Below are 14,390 nucleotides of genomic sequence, written 5' to 3' on the forward strand. Positions count from 1 at the left end.
TATGGGGAGAGCAACTGGTTCTGCCGCATGATGCGCAAGACTCGCTTGCGGCTGACCTTGTGCCCCTTCCCAAAGCGGAGTCGCCCCCAGACCTTGCGATGCCCTTCGCCCTTGAAGGCAGAGCTTGCCAGGTCGACACGGATAAGCTCAAGCAGCTCATCGTCCGAGAGAAGAGTCTTCGGCCCGCGTTTGGCTGCTGGGGCTGGAGGTGACGTTTCCACACGAGCTTTACGCGTATAGAAGGTGGACCGCGGGAAATCCCAGATCTTGCACACTCGCTGAATGCCGTAGGGCTTGCCCGTCGCCGGGGAGATCGTGGCACTCATCGTTTCGACCTCCCCTTGGCTAAAGGGAACTGCTTCCTCATCCTCTCGCGCAGGAGCTCGTTCTCCATGCTGATTTCACCAATGCGGCGTTTAGCTGCATCGAGTTCGGCAGTGAGAGGATCATTCTCGCGGGCTTTGAGTGCGGTTTCGATCCCTTGGAGAGCCTTCTCTCGCCACTCTTCAAGGAGATAGATTTCGACGCCCAGCTCTCGGCTCAGGGCATCGACGGGTTCGCCCCTCATCAAGCGAAGGACGGCTTCCTTTTTGCGGTTGGCGCTCCAGCGTTTAACTTTCGTCCCAGGTGCAGCGTCGGTCGAGCTACGCTCTCCCTCCGCTGCACCGAGACGGCTTCCCTTGTTTTCCATGTTCGATCTCCTTGGTCACTTGATTTAGCACAATCTCGTGTCCAAGAAAACCGGCGCCGCCATAGTACGGTCTCTCGCGGAAGATGTTGGCGCCACCCAAATCTAACTTCCGTGCGGAGCTCTACATACCGGACAAGGAAGTTTTCGGTGCCGACGCCAAACCCGTTATCGTCTTTAAAGGTACGGACCCAAACTGTCTTGAAGATTGCCAAGCGGACTATGCTCAAGCACGTGGCAAAACGAGCAGTTACTACAAGCAAGCCATTAAACTGGGCCAGAGGTTAAACGATTTTATGGGTGGCCAATTTGAGTCAGCAGGGCACTCTCTGGGCGGCGGCATGGCTTCCGCAGTTGGGACGGTTACTGGGTGCCGCACAACTGTCTTTAACCCGGCAGGACTCCACCCCAACACAGTGGCACTGTACAACAAGAATGTAACAACTGACTCTGCTAATGTCTCTGCCTTCGTCGTGGAGGGAGAGGTTGTGAACTCAAGCCAGGACGCGGCAAGACGGCCGAATCGAGGGAAGGACAGCGTGTACTGGAAACCCTCCAGAACGCCGTGAGGCAAACCCTGGAAAAGAAGAAACGGTTGGGGCAGTACGCTGTGACCTGGCGCGACGGCAAGCCAGTCATAACCGGCGACGATGCGCCGAATAACGCCGAGCGTGCTTGGTGATATCTTCGCCCAACATTCTGCGTGATGCCTTTGACTAAACTTTGACCAAAGCGTTGGTAGATGGTATCACCGGTTGAACCTTTGCAAACAAAAAACGGCCGAACGGTTGAGCTTAAGTTGTTAAAACACCCCCCCAGACCGGTGCCAGGTCTTGAATTATCACCTTTTGGGAGATTCTCGTTTGATGATTTTGCTGATAGAGGCGTAGTGCATCCCAAGGTGAGCTGCGATTTCAGTGAGTGTGTAGCCATAACGTAGGTGAGCTTCTGTTATAGCAGAGTCCCTTTGTGCCTTTGGCCCAGGCACGCAACCACCGAACAACTCGTTCAGGCGCGGACGACCGATTAAACGCTGGGCCCTTGGGATTTCAATCAAATCCTCCTGGCCCGTCAACCGATCGTGCACCTTGGTTACCAACCCATCGCTTCCGAGAACGATCCCGCCAATCGCCTCCACCCAAGGAGTGCCCTTCGAAGAGATCCCATCACAAACGAAACTGCGATATTTCCGGTGAGCTTCGGTTCTGGACGAGCCAAACTGACTGAGGATCCAGTCTAAGGTTAGCCATTTCTCCCCCTTTCTTTCACCGGCGGTTGCGCGAAAACTGCTCCAGCGCCATTGCTCGGGTGCCGCCACCATCCCTGCCCGGACCGGGTTCAGTACCACATAACGGCATAGTTCTAACAGGTGCGAATCCCTTTCGACCACCAAGGCTCGGTACCGCCCCTGGAAGATGTGGCCAACGCGGTTATGTCTTCTGTTGAACGCCTGCGTGTAGTTGCCATTAAGTTGGCGCATCCCCTCAGACAAATTAGCATCCGGAGTCTCAACGAGAAGGTGGTAGTGGTTGTTCATCAGGCAGTAAGCATGGCAGATCCAGTTGTATCGTGTAACAAGGGCGGAGATGCCATCGAGAAAAGCACATCGATCCTGGTCGTCGATGAAAATATCGGCGCGAGCGTTACCACGAGAAGTGACGTGGTAAACCGCGAAGGGAAACTGTACACGAAGAGGGCGGGACATGAAGCGATGTTAACCGATAAAAGTAATAATTCAAGACCTGGCACCCAGGACTTCCCGCTGCAAGGCGTGCGGCTCCGCATAGGCAACACTGCCTTTTTTCAGGATGTTGAGGATGATCTTCTCAGCGTACGGCGGTGTCAGCGGTTCTGGGAGCATCTATATATTACACCTCCTGGAGAGATTTCAAGGAAAAGTTGTCATTCATACAACCTGTCCCATTGCTTCATGAGAGGATGGTCAGTACATCATACCTCCCACCCGCCATATTGTGACGATGCCGATCATATTGGCGCACCTCTACGCTAGCCCCGTCCGTTCCCGCTTTGACACTGCACCTAACGCGTGCTAGATTGACGAGTGGAATTCCGCCCAACCGGAGGGCCGCCCATGGAAAAGGACCACCTGCAGATTCTCCTGGAGGATATGAACAGCAAGTTTCAACTTCGTTGAGGGGCATGCCTCCCTCCATGCTGAGATGCAGACGATGCGAAGGGAGCTGAACGAGAAGATCGACCAGGTGGATTTCAAGGTTGAGGTTCTTAACAAGAGGGTCGATACCTTGGACAAGAAGGTCGATGCCGTTGCCGTCGATCTCGCCGCTCATCGCGCCGATACCGAGGCCCATCACGGGGTATATTGCGTGAAAGAGTCTGAAGTGTAGAGAAGAATAGCGCAAAGGGGGGCTGGCTCCCTTGGTGGCACTCCGCTTTTGTCCAATCGCGACTGAAATGAAAACGTACCGCCAGTTCCGGATCCGATAGAACCATTCCTGGAAAACTTGAAAGCTGCCCGTCCCCCAAGCTGTCCGCCGCCTCCCCGACCGTTCCCTAGCTGTGTCAAGAGAAGTCCTTCCGCCCGCTTTCACTTTCTAAGCCTGCCTCCATTCCTCGTCGAACCGGCGCCTCCGCCAGGCTTTCTTTGGTCGGTTGATTTTCCTCCCAAAAGAAGTAGATTGGGATAGATTAATTTTGTCAAGGAGGGTGTATGGAAGGGCCCTTTTGTGGTTGTGGGGAGGTAACGCAGCTGCATTCAAGAGCGAACCAACTGTTCGCCGACCCCATCGAGGATCTGCCGGCGTTTTTCAACCGGCTGCGCTTGCCTCTCTATGCTGTCGTCGATTCCGCGCGGGACAGAAGGTTATTGCCTCTGCTCGAAGATAGCGGTTGCGAATTCCGCATCCTTTACAGCGATGGGCTTGCCTCGCTCATGGACGGCCGCGGACCCTATATCGTCGCCCTTTCGCAGGGGGGAGATTTTCTGAGGCGTCTCGTTGCTGAAGCCTGGGGCAAGAGCTGGGGGATCTTCCTCACCTCATCGGCAGATTTGGCGGCCGTGCGCCGACATCTGCGCCGGCTGCTTTCCGTGAGACTCCCCGACGGCAGGCCTGCGCTTTTTCGTTTCTATGACCCACGGATCCTGCGGGACTACCTGCCCACCTGCTATGAAATGGAGCTCGGGAAGTTCTTCGGGCCACTGCACGCCATTTATTTAGAATCCTCTATCCGCCGGGGGGCAACCGATTCTGAAGGAACCGAATCTGAGGCGACATGCGCTGCCTAAAAGCAGCGACGCGAGGCTGCTCCAGGAATCCCCGCCACTGTTCCCGAAGTTCATTCTCGTGCCGCAACAGCCACTGCCAGAGCCACACGAGAAAAATTACAAAGATAAGCAGTCCGCCGATAACTGCTCCTGCGCGTCCGATCCATTTCTCCAAAAGCCGCCAGTTCTCCCCGAAAAAGTACCCCAGCAGCTCGAAGACGGTGGCCCACAGGATGCAGCCCAGCGCGTTGTAGGGAAGAAACCGCCGATACGGCAATTTCCCGTTTCCGTTTCGCTTTCATGCCGAGCCGCGTCCAAGGGTACCTTGCGGCATGGAATTTCAGGCACATGCAGATGCGTGGTTATAACCATGCACGAAGAAGCTTAAGCCAGCATGAAGGCAGTAAATTTTCAACTGGACCGCTGGAACCGTTTTTTTTTTAGGCAGGTGAAGCGGTTTCAATGGAGGGGGCGGAAAAATAAATATTACCGAGGCTGGCACCAGCGGTACAACATGAAAGGGACATGGCCATATTAGATGGGGTGCCATCACCGGGTAGAGGTTAAGGAAAGTATATTTTACTTATTTTGCAAAATTAAGCTGGAAAGCTGACGAGAGGGCTTGGTCGTATCGCTCTTGAGGCGCTAAAGCGCCGGCTGCCTCAAACGAAAATGCCGTTAACATCGGGAAGTCGGCTCCGACCGGCTTGCTTTTGTCATCTGCGAAATCCGTAGCCGGCACTGCCTGTACGATAGTGGCCGCTAAGATGAAGAAACCGGAAACGCCACCCGTACTTTTGGCCGCTACAGAATCTAGGGTTGAAGGTGCGGTTTCACCTGTCCGCGCTCCCTTCCTAAATTTCGTCACTTCATTCGAAAATTTCGTCACTCCATCCCAAAATTTCGTCGCTATCGAATCCTTTACCATAGCTGCCATGTCCATCCTCGGAGCTCCATTTTGAAAACATGCCGGCTCGTCGCGGGTTTTTGCGAGCTGCGAAATGCTACGTCGATGCTGCCATTTCCACAATGGTCACTGCTCCAATTAAAAATGAAACTCCAGGCAATAAAACTGCTGCGACCATCGTCGTCGGTGTAGCTTCATATTTTTTAATGGTAGCTGCATGAATCGTTGGGAAGGCTGCCCATCTGGAAATCGGTAGCGCCCTCAAAGCATCCGGAGGCTAGAAGGTCCCCCAAGCGTCGGTATCGGAAACGAGACGGCAGCTGCCACAAATAATAATGCAGCTGCAATTCGGAATTTTGCAGCTGCCACCAAGAAATCTGACGCGATCATCAAGGATTTTGCCGTTACGATGTTGCCGGCGGTGCCGACCAAATACGAAGCTGCAGCTGCACCAATGACAAGGCCAGCGACCGTTATCGTATTCGTCGAGGGGGGGGGAGGAGAGCTTAAACCGGAAGGGAAATCGTTGAGGGGGAAAGGCAAATGAGGAGGGGGGGCAAAAATAAATCCCCGGAAACCAACCGATGTGTCGACCGGTTCCCGGGGGGAAGCTCACCATTCCCACTGCCGCTGCTAACGACGTTGTACCGGCCCGATCGGGGGGGCTATCTTGCGTGCCGCCCCCGATCCTCCGGCAAAAAAAGGTCTGAGCCCCATGCTCAATGGTGAGCTATCCATCGCAGTACTTAAATCCTTACTGTGCGGTCTGTACAACAACCTGATTCCTCTTGCGAGGAGCATGCACGTTGAAACCGATCTGGAGGAGCGCGACGGTGTCTTCCTCTTCCGCAACCGTCTGGAGGTAGTGGCCGACCTTTTTGAACATCACGGTCAATGCCTTACGTACCTCGTTGCGCCTCTTGATCTGAAGACGGTCGAAATTGATCGCGGCTTCATATAACTCCTTGAACTTGGCAACCATCGCCGCCAGCTCCTCAAGCGTTGGAAAGCCGGTTGGCGGATTCCGGTAAAGCTCCAGGAGGTACAGTCCGGAGAGGTACCGTTGGACGTTGCTTAGATAGACCGCCTCCTTCCCTGTCAGGTCAAATGATCCCTTGACCATGTAGTCCCCCGTCGTTGATGTTCGTTTCTTGCTCGTCAGCAGCGGCAGTTGCCGCAATTCTAACATTATAAAAATCTAACGCAAGCAGTCTTGGGGGGATGAGGGGCGTGGTGGGAATCTTAACAGCGCCAAGACCAAACTCGACGATCTCTTTCAGGCATACCCGTTCTTGCTGAACTTCTTCATAAACGCCGGAGTTCGTCAACCTGATGCTGACCCATCTCCCGGTGGACATCTCCTTCGTCAACGAGCGGGACGAGGTGCTCTACTACTCGCAGACCAAGGAGAGGAAGTGGTTCGCGCGATGGCGATTGGGACGGCGAGGTCTTTTGGGGCAGCAAGGACGGGTGGTTGACTTGTAGCCACTCTTAGGCTAATTTGCAGACGTCTCGGCAACATACTGTCGGTCCCACCGCTGCCAAATCCACTGCAGTTGTCCTGAAAGGGATGGTCATGAGCGAAGACGTCCGTTGGATGCAGCGGTTCGAGAATTTTCAGAGATCGTTGAAGCAGTTGGACGATGCTATGGCATTGTTGAAGCAGCGCGACCTCTCGGTGCTTGAACAGCAGGGTGTCATCAAAGCGTTCGAGTACAACTATGAGTTGGCCTGGAACGTCCTGAAGGATTTCTACGAGTATCAAGGGGAGCAAGGGATCCAGGGGAGTCGCGACGCGGTCAGGATCGCCTTCCGGCGGGGGCTCATCGCTAACGGCGATGTCTGGCTGCAGATGATCAAGAGTCGCGCGCTTACGGTACACACCTATGATGAAGAGGTGACGCGGGAGATTCTCGAAGACATCGCCCGCTCCTACTATCCTGAGTTTGTCGCCCTTAAGGAAAACCTGACTCGGCACCTGGAGCCCCATGACTGAACAGTTCGGATTGAGCCCCGGGGTTATAGAAAAAGTCTGCTCGGTCTTTGCCGGTTGCGCGGAGATCAAGCGTGCCATTCTCTACGGCTCGCGCGCCAAGGGTAATTACAAACCCGGCTCCGATATCGACCTCACGCTCGTCACGGTAGGCGAGTTACCGAAAGGTTTCCTGCAAGATGTCTGTCTCGCCCTCGATGACCTCGACCTTCCCTATTCTTTCGACATCTCTCTTCTCCATCGCATCGAAAACCCCAACCTCATCGGCCATATCCAACGGGTGGGCGTCGAGTTCTACAACGCCGAAACGTTTCGGAGAGGGGGCCGGGTGGGAAAGTAGAAGGACTAGCTGGAAACAGAAAAGCACCCGGTCGATTGGGAGTAAATGGAGGAGTGGAGGGGAGTTTCAGGGAGGGGGACTGGCACCGGTGGAGCCAGTCCCCTTTCACTTTCGCGCTTCGGTCAGCAGGGCATGCCGGAGTTCTTGCGGGAGTAGCAGAACCAGGTGAGGGCGAGGCAGGAGAGGTAGAAGCCGAGGAAACCGTAGAGGGCGGCTTCGGGGCCGCCGGTGGCCGCTATCGAAGTGCCGAAGGCCTTCGGGATGAAGAAAGCACCGTAGGCCGCGAAGGCGGAGCTGAAGCCGAGCACGGCGGCGGCTTCCTTGGCGGCCTCGGTGGTCGCCTGTGCTTCTGCCTGGCTTCCCTTGCCGGCCGCAGCTCTTTGCCTCTCGGTCAGGAAGATGACCGGGATCATCCGGAAGGTGGAACCGTTACCGATGCCGGTGGTGATGAAGATCAGGATGAACATGGCGAGAAAGCCCCAGAAGCTTCCCACGGAGCCGCCATGCGGCAGGAAATGGAGTACGCCCAGGGTGAAAGCCGCCATGGCGACGAAGTTCCAGAAGGTCACCCGTGCCCCGCCGAGCTTGTCGGCGATCCATCCCCCAACCGGGCGGCAGGCCGCCCCCACCAGCGGGCCGAGGAAAGCGTACTGGGTCGGGTTGATCCCCGGGAACTGGGACTTGATGAGGAGCGGGAGCCCTGCGGAGTAGCCGATGAAGGAGCCGAAGGTCCCGAGGTACAGCCAGCACATGATCCAGTTGTGCTTACGGCGGAAGATGACCGACTGATCCTTGAAGGAGGCCTTGGCGGTGGCGATATCGTCCATCCCGAACCAGGCGGCCAAGGTCGAGGCGACGATGAAGGGAACCCAGATAAAGCCGGCGTTCTGCATCCAGACGCTCTTGGTGACCCCCTTGATGACGCACATCTGCGGGCCGCCGCAAAGGGCGCCGAACATCCCGGTGGTGATGACCAGCGGTACCAGGAACTGCATGGCGCTCACGCCGAGGTTTCCGAGCCCCGCGTTGAGCCCTAAGGCGGTTCCCTTCTTGGCCTTGGGGTAGAAGAAGCTGATGTTGGACATGCTGGATGCGAAGTTGCCGCCGCCCAACCCGCAGAGAAGGGCGAGTACCAGCATGGTCGTGTAGCTCGTGTGGGTATCGCGGACGGCGAATCCGATCCCGATGGCGGGGACAAGCAGCGAAGCGGTGCTGATGGTGGTCCACTTCCGCCCCCCGAAGATGGGGACCATGAAGGAGTAGAAGATCCTCAAGGTGGCCCCGGAGAGGCCGGGAAGGGCCGCCAGCCAGAAGAGCTTCTCGGCGTCGAAGCCGAAGCCGATGGTCTGCAGGTTGACGACCACCACGCTCCAGACCATCCAGACCGCGAAGGAGAGAAACAGCGAGGGGATCGAGATCCAGAGGTTGCGGGAGGCAACGCCTGCCCCCTGCTGCTGCCAAAAGGCCTGATCTTCAGGGTTCCAAACGGTTAATACGCGAGACGACATGATCCCTCCTTGGGGTATCGGCAGGGAAGCCTCGACCTCTACGGTCGAGGCCCCTCAGGGCATGGGTGGTGTCTGAATCAAAATCTCCCTCACCCTAACCCTCTCCCGGGGGGAGAGGGGATCCCGCAGGCTTGGGGGGGATCCCGCAAGCCCGGGGGGAGGGGGGATCTCACCAGCGGGGAGAGGTGATCGCGAAAAGGCTACTTCGAACGCCAGCGGTACAAAAGGGGGGGATCCTTCAGGAAGTCGACCGGGAGGTAGAGCATGTGCACCAGTTTTGTGAAGGGGAGCACCGCCACGATCAGGAAGGCGCCCGCCGCGTGGAGCTTCACCACCAGCGGGAGATCGGTCACGTACGCGAGCTGCGGGTCGAAGGAGACCACCGACCAGAGGTAGGGGACCGCGGTCTGCAGGTACCAGGCGGATCCCCAGCGCAGGAAGTAGCTGATGTAGATGCCGGTGGCGGCCTGGAACAGCAGCAGATAGAGGACCAGCCAGTCCCCCGTGAAGGTGACCCGCTTCAGCATCCCGGAGTTCGCGCGCCGCAAAAGGAGGATGAGCGACCCGATCACCGCGAAGAGCCCGAGTCCCAGACCGAAGCTCTCCACCGCCAGGAGGGTCTCCTGGTTGCCGAGGAACGCCTTGACCTGGTTGGGAAAGGCGAAGCCGACGATATGGGCGGCGAGGACCGGGATGATCCCGTAGTGCCAGGGATTGATCCCCCAGAAGAGCATCTTCCGCTCCAGGAACTGGGTGGAGTAGGCGGTCCAGGTGAGCCGGTTGGAGAGGAACCGGTACGGGGTAACGAGGAGCACCAGGGCGAGCGCCACGTAGGGGAGCGCTATGAATATGAGAGAGTTCAGCATGTTGCCACCTCCTGGCAGTCGGCGTTGCAGAGTATCCCGGCCGCCTCGATGAGCGGCGACCAGGGGGACGCGTCGCGCTGCGTCTCGGTCTCGATCAGGCGGTTAAGCCCCGGGAGGACCAGCTCCTCGATGAAGCGGCGCCGCACCGCGTCCTCGCCACGGCTTGCCAGGTGGCCGAGGAAACCAAGGAGGACCGGGAGGTGGTCCGGGAGCTCGCAGCCGTCGGGGTCGAAGCCGTGGCGCAGGAACTCCTGCTTCACCTGGATGAGGTAGGCTCCCTTCTTCTGGTTGTCCCCGTAGAGGTGGTGCCCCAGGTACGGGGCGGCCGCCGGATTGAAGTCGAAGCGGGTGACGTAATCCTCCTGCAGCTCGGCCAGGGTCGAGCTCCGCACCAGCTCCTTAAAGGGGACGACGGGGGCGGCGAACTCCTTCTCCTCGAGGTAGCCGGCCACCGTGTCCAGTGAGCGGAGGAGCCCCTCACGTTCCCGGGGGTAGTCGAGGAGCTGCGCGAGCCCCTGATAGGAATCGGTCAGCTTCATTTGCCCCCCCTCGTCTTCTTCAGGATGCCGAAGCCCGCCTGCTGCTTGCGCAATTCCGGGTCCTGCTCCTCGCGCTGCTGCGGCGGGATGATGAAGCGCTCCTGGTAGCTTGCCGTGGTGCAGAGCCGGTACAGCCGCCTGGTCCCTTCGAGATCCAGCCCCGCCTCTGCGAGCACCCCGGCATCGACCGGAAGCTTCAGGTTTTCGCCCCGCATGAAGACCCTGAGCGCGATCAGCTTCTTCAGCACCTCCTCGATGATCCCTTCGTTTCCGCCGGAAAGGAGGCTCGCCAGGTAGCCGATCGGCACCCTCAGGGTCTCCAGGGCCGGGATGATCCCGTGCTCGAGGAGCTTGTGGGTATCGCCCCAGGTGGAGAGGACCGGGGAGAGGGACGGGATGTAGTAGGTCATCGGGACGGTCCGAAACTCCGGATGGAGCGGGAGCGCCACGGCGAACTCCTTGACCAGGGCGTAGACCGGCGACTTGACCGCCGACTCGATCCACTGCTCGGGGACCCCGTTCTTCCTGGCTCCCTCCTGCACCGCGGGATCCTGCGGGTCGAGGATGAGGGCACGCTGCGCCTCAACCAGCTCCCGGTCTTCCTTGAGGGCCGCCGCCTCCACCCCGTCCGCGTCGTAGAGGAGGACGCCGACGTAGCGGATGCGCCCCACGCAGGAGTGGGCGCAGGCGTTGCACTGCCCGCTCTCCACCCGCGGATAGCAGAAGATGCACTTCTCCGCCTTGCCGGTGTTCCAGTTGAAGTAGACCTTCTTGTACGGGCAGGCCGAGGTGCAGAATCGCCACCCCTTGCAGACCTCCTGGTCCACCAGCACGACGCCGTCCTCACCCCGCTTGTAGATGGCGCGGGAGGGGCAGGAGGCGGCGCAGGCCGGGTTCAGGCAGTGGTTGCAGATGCGCGGCAGGTACTGCATGAACATCGAGTTGTAGGAATCGATGACCTTCTTGTCCTGGAGGTTCGGGTCGTTGGCGGCGTAGATCCGGGAGCCGGAGAGGTCGTCGTCCCAGTTAGGTCCCCCCTGGATCTCCTCGATCTTCTTGCCGGAGACCTGGGAGAAGGCCTCGGCGACCGGCTGGTCGTTCCCCTCCTTGGCGCCGGCCAGGTTGCCGTAGTCGAAGTCGAACGGCTCGTAGTAGTCGTCGATCTTCGGCATGTTGGGCTGGAAGAACATGTTGGCGAGGGTCGGCCCCTTGCCGAGTGCCTTCAGCTTGAGCTGGTTGCCGTCCTTGACCCATCCACCCTTGAAGCGCTCCTGGTTCTCCCAGTTCTTGGGGTAGCCGACGCCGGGCTTGGTCTCCACGTTGTTCCACCACATGTATTCGGCGCCCTTGCGGTCGGTCCATATGTTCTTGCAGGAAATGCTGCAGGTGTGGCACCCGATGCATTTGTCCAGGTTGAAAACCATCACTATCTGTGCTCTGACGTCCATGGAAACCTCGAGAAACAGTTCTAGAAACAGTTCTATGTTCTAGGTTCTAGGTTGTGAAACCATTCGCCTCCACTGCACACCCCTTGGCTCGGCTTGTCTCACGATTTTTGCCTTCAACCTAGAACCTAGAACGTAGAACCTAGAACCGGTTTTTGTCGTTTAGATTTTTCTGATCACCACGTAGCTGTCGCGGTTCACCCCGGTGGGGCCCCAGTAGTTGAAGTAGTAGCTCGCCTGGGCGTAGCCTCCCAGCATGAGGGTCGGCTTGAGGCGGATCCTCGACAGGCTGTTGTGGACCCCTCCGCGCTTGCCGGTCTTCTTCGACTTCTTGATGTTGAGGGTCCTCTCCGGCGCGTGGTACATGATGGCGGCACCCTTGGGAATCCGGGAGGAGATGATGGTGCGGCAGACCACCACGCCGTTGGCGTTGTACATCTCCACCGTCTCGTTGTCCTCGATGCCGGCCCCGGCCGCGTCCTCGTCGTTCAGCCAGACGGCCTGGCCTCCGCGCGACAGGGTAAGCATCCTCAGGTTGTCGCTGTAGGTGGAGTGGATCCCCCACTTGCCGTGCGGGGTCAGGAAGTTCAGCACCAGCCCCTTTTCCCCCTCGGTCTCGTCCAGAAGGGAGGGGTCGAGTTTCCCCTTGAAGGTGGGGAGCGCCTCGTGGAACTCCCGGTAGTACGGGTGGTCGAGGTAGAGGGTCTGCCTCCCCGAGAGGGTGCGCCAGGGGACGTCGTGCTCCACGTTCAAGGTGAAGGGGGCGTAGGGGCGCCCGTTGTTCATGAGCCCGCTCCAGATCGGGGAGGTGATGGCGCGCCTAGGCTTCTGGGTCACGTCCTCCCACTTCATCCGGAAGTCGCGGTTACCCGCGGAGATCTGGGAGAGCGGCTTGCCGACCCGCTTCTCCAGCTTCTGGAAGGCGCGGTGGGCGAGCTCCCCGTTGGTCTCGGAGGCAAGCGAGAGGATGACGTCCGCCACGGTCCGCTCGTCCTCCAGGTTCACCCGGCGCTCTCCCTTGAAGGTCCGGGTCGGGAGGGTCTCCTTGAGCTTTTCGGCCTCGTCGTCGGCGTCGTAGTAGTTGCCGTGCGAGCCGAGGTGCCCGATCTCGGGGCCAAGCGACATGAAGCGGTTGTAGATGTTCGGGTAGTCGCGCTCCACCACTGCGAGGTTGGGCATGGTCTTCCCGGGGATCGGTTCGCATTCGCCGAGCTTCCAGTCCCGGACGCTTCTTTGGGCGATCTCGCCCGGGGTGTCGTGCAGAAGCGGAGCGGCAATCACGTCTTTCACCGGGTTCGGGAGGTGGCGCTCCGCTAGCTCGCTCACCTTCTTGGCGATCAGGCTGAAGATCTTCCAGTCGCTCTTCGACTCCCAGGAGGGGGGAACCGCGGCGTCCATGCAGTTCACGAAGGAGTGCATGTCGGTGGTGTTCAGGTCGCTCTTCTCGTACCAGGTGGCGGCCGGGAGCACGATGTCGGAGTAGAGGGTCGAGGTGTCCATCCTGAAGTTGAGATCGACCACCAGGTCGACCTTGGCCTCCGGGGCCTTGTCGTGCCAGACGACATCCTTCACCGCCCCCTTGGCGACCTCTTTCGCGCTCACGTTGCTGTTGGGGGAGCCGATCACGTGCTTAAGGAAGAACTCGTGCCCCTTGGCCGAGGAGGAGATGGCGTTGCCGCGCCAGATGAACCAGATCTTGGGGGAGTTGCCGGCGCCGTCGGGGTCCTCGACCGCGAAGCGGGTGGCCCCGTTCTTGAGCCGCCCGACCAGCCAGTCCCGGATCTCGGCGTCGCTTTGGCACCCCTCGCACCTGGCCTTTCCCGCGAGTGTCAGCGGGTTGTCGTTGAAGTGCGGGGCGAAGGGGAGCCACCCCATCCGGACCGCCTTGGCGTTGAAGTCGGCGGCGTGGACCGGCATCTTCTCCCCGGTCTCCGGCTTGAAGTAGTCGACGAAGCTGCGGTCATAGCGCCACTGGTCCGAGTGGAGGTACCAGAAGCTCGGGGTGTTCTGCAGCCGGGACGGTTTCACCCAGTCCTGGGCCATGGCGATGGAGGTCCAGGGGGAGAGCGGCGCCACCTTCTCCTGGCCGACGTAGTGGGCGAGCCCCGCCCCGTTGCGGCCGACGCTCCCGGTCAGCACCAGGGCGGTGATGGCGGCGCGGTAGATGAGGTCGTTGTGGTACCAGTGGTTAACCCCGGCGCCGATGATCACCATGTTGCGGCCGCCGCTTTGCTCTCCGTTGGTCCCCCATTCGCGGGCGATCTGGATCAGGGTGGCCGCGTCGATGCCGGTATGCTTCTCCTGCCACTTCGGGGTGAAGGGGAGCTCGGATTCGTAGTCGACGGGATAGTCCCCCTTGAGCCCCCGCGAGACCCCGAACTGCGCCATCAACAGGTCGAAGACGGTGGTCACCACCGCCTCCCCGCTCCTGGTCGCCACCCGCATCACCGGGACCTCGCGGAGCTGGTCCTTCTCCCCCTCGATGACGAAGCGCACCTTGGCGGTCTCCCCTCCCAGGAGGGTGAGGGGCGCGTCGATCTCGCTGCCGTCGACCATGTCCTTCATGTCGAGGTTCCACTTCCCTTCCTCTTTGCTCCAGCGGGAGCCGAGGCTGCCGTGGGGAACCCGCACCTCCCCGTCCCTGGTGGCGACGCAGAGGGTCCAGTCGGCGTGCTCGAGGTGGGTGGAGCGCTCGAATTCCTCGGCGCGCAGAAGCCCCCTGTGTCAGGATAGTTGTCGCCTCTGAGGGGCCGTTTGGTTTTGGTTTTGTGACGATGTGAGGCGGTGAGCGAAGCGAGCTCGCCGGCGCCTCACGGAAATCGCGAACTGAAGATCCTGCCGCCCGCTTTTTTCTCACCAC

The 14,390-nt window shown here is 59.3% G+C and carries 14 protein-coding genes and 1 pseudogene; 5 read left to right on the forward strand and 10 right to left on the reverse strand.

What is annotated here, in order from left to right; translation table 11 throughout:
* The 3 genes and pseudogenes from ACYVL5_RS22875 to ACYVL5_RS22885 form a co-directional block, all read right to left on the reverse strand.
* Positions 1-326, reverse strand: a pseudogene (locus tag ACYVL5_RS22875) (IS3 family transposase); the annotation flags it as partial.
* On the reverse strand, positions 323-691 hold the full coding sequence (locus ACYVL5_RS22880) for a transposase (protein ID WP_460597863.1): 369 nt from the start codon (positions 689-691) through the stop codon (positions 323-325). The gene ACYVL5_RS22880 and the pseudogene ACYVL5_RS22875, both read right to left, overlap by 4 nt.
* 838 nt (positions 692-1,529) lie before the next feature.
* A complete protein-coding gene (locus ACYVL5_RS22885) occupies positions 1,530-2,393 on the reverse strand; it encodes an REP-associated tyrosine transposase (RefSeq protein WP_460597864.1) in 864 nt (287 codons plus the stop codon).
* Between the two features lie 484 nt (positions 2,394-2,877).
* On the opposite strand from ACYVL5_RS22885, the gene ACYVL5_RS22890 reads away from it, so the two are divergent.
* Both ACYVL5_RS22890 and ACYVL5_RS22895 read left to right on the forward strand, forming a co-directional pair.
* Positions 2,878-3,054 carry a hypothetical protein gene (locus tag ACYVL5_RS22890; RefSeq protein WP_460597865.1) on the forward strand — a complete coding sequence of 59 codons (177 nt, stop codon included), beginning with the start codon at positions 2,878-2,880 and terminating at the stop codon, positions 3,052-3,054.
* Positions 3,055-3,377: 323 nt separating this feature from the next.
* Positions 3,378-3,953, forward strand: coding sequence for a DUF4123 domain-containing protein (locus tag ACYVL5_RS22895; protein ID WP_460597866.1), 576 nt, complete (start codon positions 3,378-3,380; stop codon positions 3,951-3,953).
* 562 nt (positions 3,954-4,515) lie between these two features.
* Here ACYVL5_RS22895 and ACYVL5_RS22900 read toward each other — a convergent pair.
* Positions 4,516-4,869 (reverse strand): hypothetical protein, encoded by a 354-nt coding sequence (locus ACYVL5_RS22900; protein ID WP_460597867.1) that lies wholly within the window; start codon positions 4,867-4,869, stop codon positions 4,516-4,518.
* 724 nt (positions 4,870-5,593) lie between these two features.
* Positions 5,594-5,962 (reverse strand): hypothetical protein, encoded by a 369-nt coding sequence (locus ACYVL5_RS22905; RefSeq protein ID WP_460597868.1) that lies wholly within the window; start codon positions 5,960-5,962, stop codon positions 5,594-5,596.
* A gap of 209 nt (positions 5,963-6,171) precedes the next feature.
* On the opposite strand from ACYVL5_RS22905, the gene ACYVL5_RS22910 reads away from it, so the two are divergent.
* From ACYVL5_RS22910 to ACYVL5_RS22920, 3 genes are all read left to right on the forward strand, one after another.
* Entirely contained in the window at positions 6,172-6,324 is a 153-nt protein-coding gene (locus ACYVL5_RS22910) for a hypothetical protein (protein WP_460597869.1), read from the forward strand.
* A 91-nt stretch (positions 6,325-6,415) separates the two neighbouring features.
* The gene (locus tag ACYVL5_RS22915) at positions 6,416-6,835 is read left to right on the forward strand and encodes a nucleotidyltransferase substrate binding protein (protein WP_460597870.1); all 420 of its coding nucleotides are present in this window, start codon (positions 6,416-6,418) and stop codon (positions 6,833-6,835) included.
* Positions 6,828-7,172 carry a nucleotidyltransferase domain-containing protein gene (locus ACYVL5_RS22920; protein WP_460597871.1) on the forward strand — a complete coding sequence of 115 codons (345 nt, stop codon included), beginning with the start codon at positions 6,828-6,830 and terminating at the stop codon, positions 7,170-7,172. Before ACYVL5_RS22915 ends, ACYVL5_RS22920 begins: the two co-directional genes overlap by 8 nt.
* 122 nt (positions 7,173-7,294) lie before the next feature.
* Here ACYVL5_RS22920 and ACYVL5_RS22925 read toward each other — a convergent pair whose 3' ends face one another.
* The 5 genes from ACYVL5_RS22925 to ACYVL5_RS22945 form a co-directional block, all read right to left on the reverse strand.
* Positions 7,295-8,680: an MFS transporter gene (locus ACYVL5_RS22925; RefSeq protein WP_460597872.1), complete on the reverse strand. Its 1,386-nt coding sequence runs from the start codon at positions 8,678-8,680 to the stop codon at positions 7,295-7,297.
* Between the two features lie 200 nt (positions 8,681-8,880).
* On the reverse strand, positions 8,881-9,546 hold the full coding sequence (locus ACYVL5_RS22930) for a respiratory nitrate reductase subunit gamma (RefSeq protein ID WP_460597873.1): 666 nt from the start codon (positions 9,544-9,546) through the stop codon (positions 8,881-8,883).
* A complete protein-coding gene (narJ, locus tag ACYVL5_RS22935; RefSeq protein WP_460597874.1) occupies positions 9,540-10,085 on the reverse strand; it encodes a nitrate reductase molybdenum cofactor assembly chaperone in 546 nt (181 codons plus the stop codon). The genes ACYVL5_RS22930 and narJ overlap by 7 nt, the downstream gene beginning before the upstream one ends.
* Positions 10,082-11,533, reverse strand: a complete 1,452-nt coding sequence (gene narH, locus ACYVL5_RS22940) for a nitrate reductase subunit beta (protein WP_460597875.1) — start codon at positions 11,531-11,533, stop codon at positions 10,082-10,084. Before narH ends, narJ begins: the two co-directional genes overlap by 4 nt.
* A 159-nt stretch (positions 11,534-11,692) precedes the next feature.
* Positions 11,693-14,161 carry a nitrate reductase subunit alpha gene (locus ACYVL5_RS22945; protein WP_460597876.1) on the reverse strand — a complete coding sequence of 823 codons (2,469 nt, stop codon included), beginning with the start codon at positions 14,159-14,161 and terminating at the stop codon, positions 11,693-11,695.
* Between the last annotated feature and the right edge of the window lie 229 nt (positions 14,162-14,390).

It is taken from the genome of Geomonas sp. Red276 (assembly GCF_054784495.1).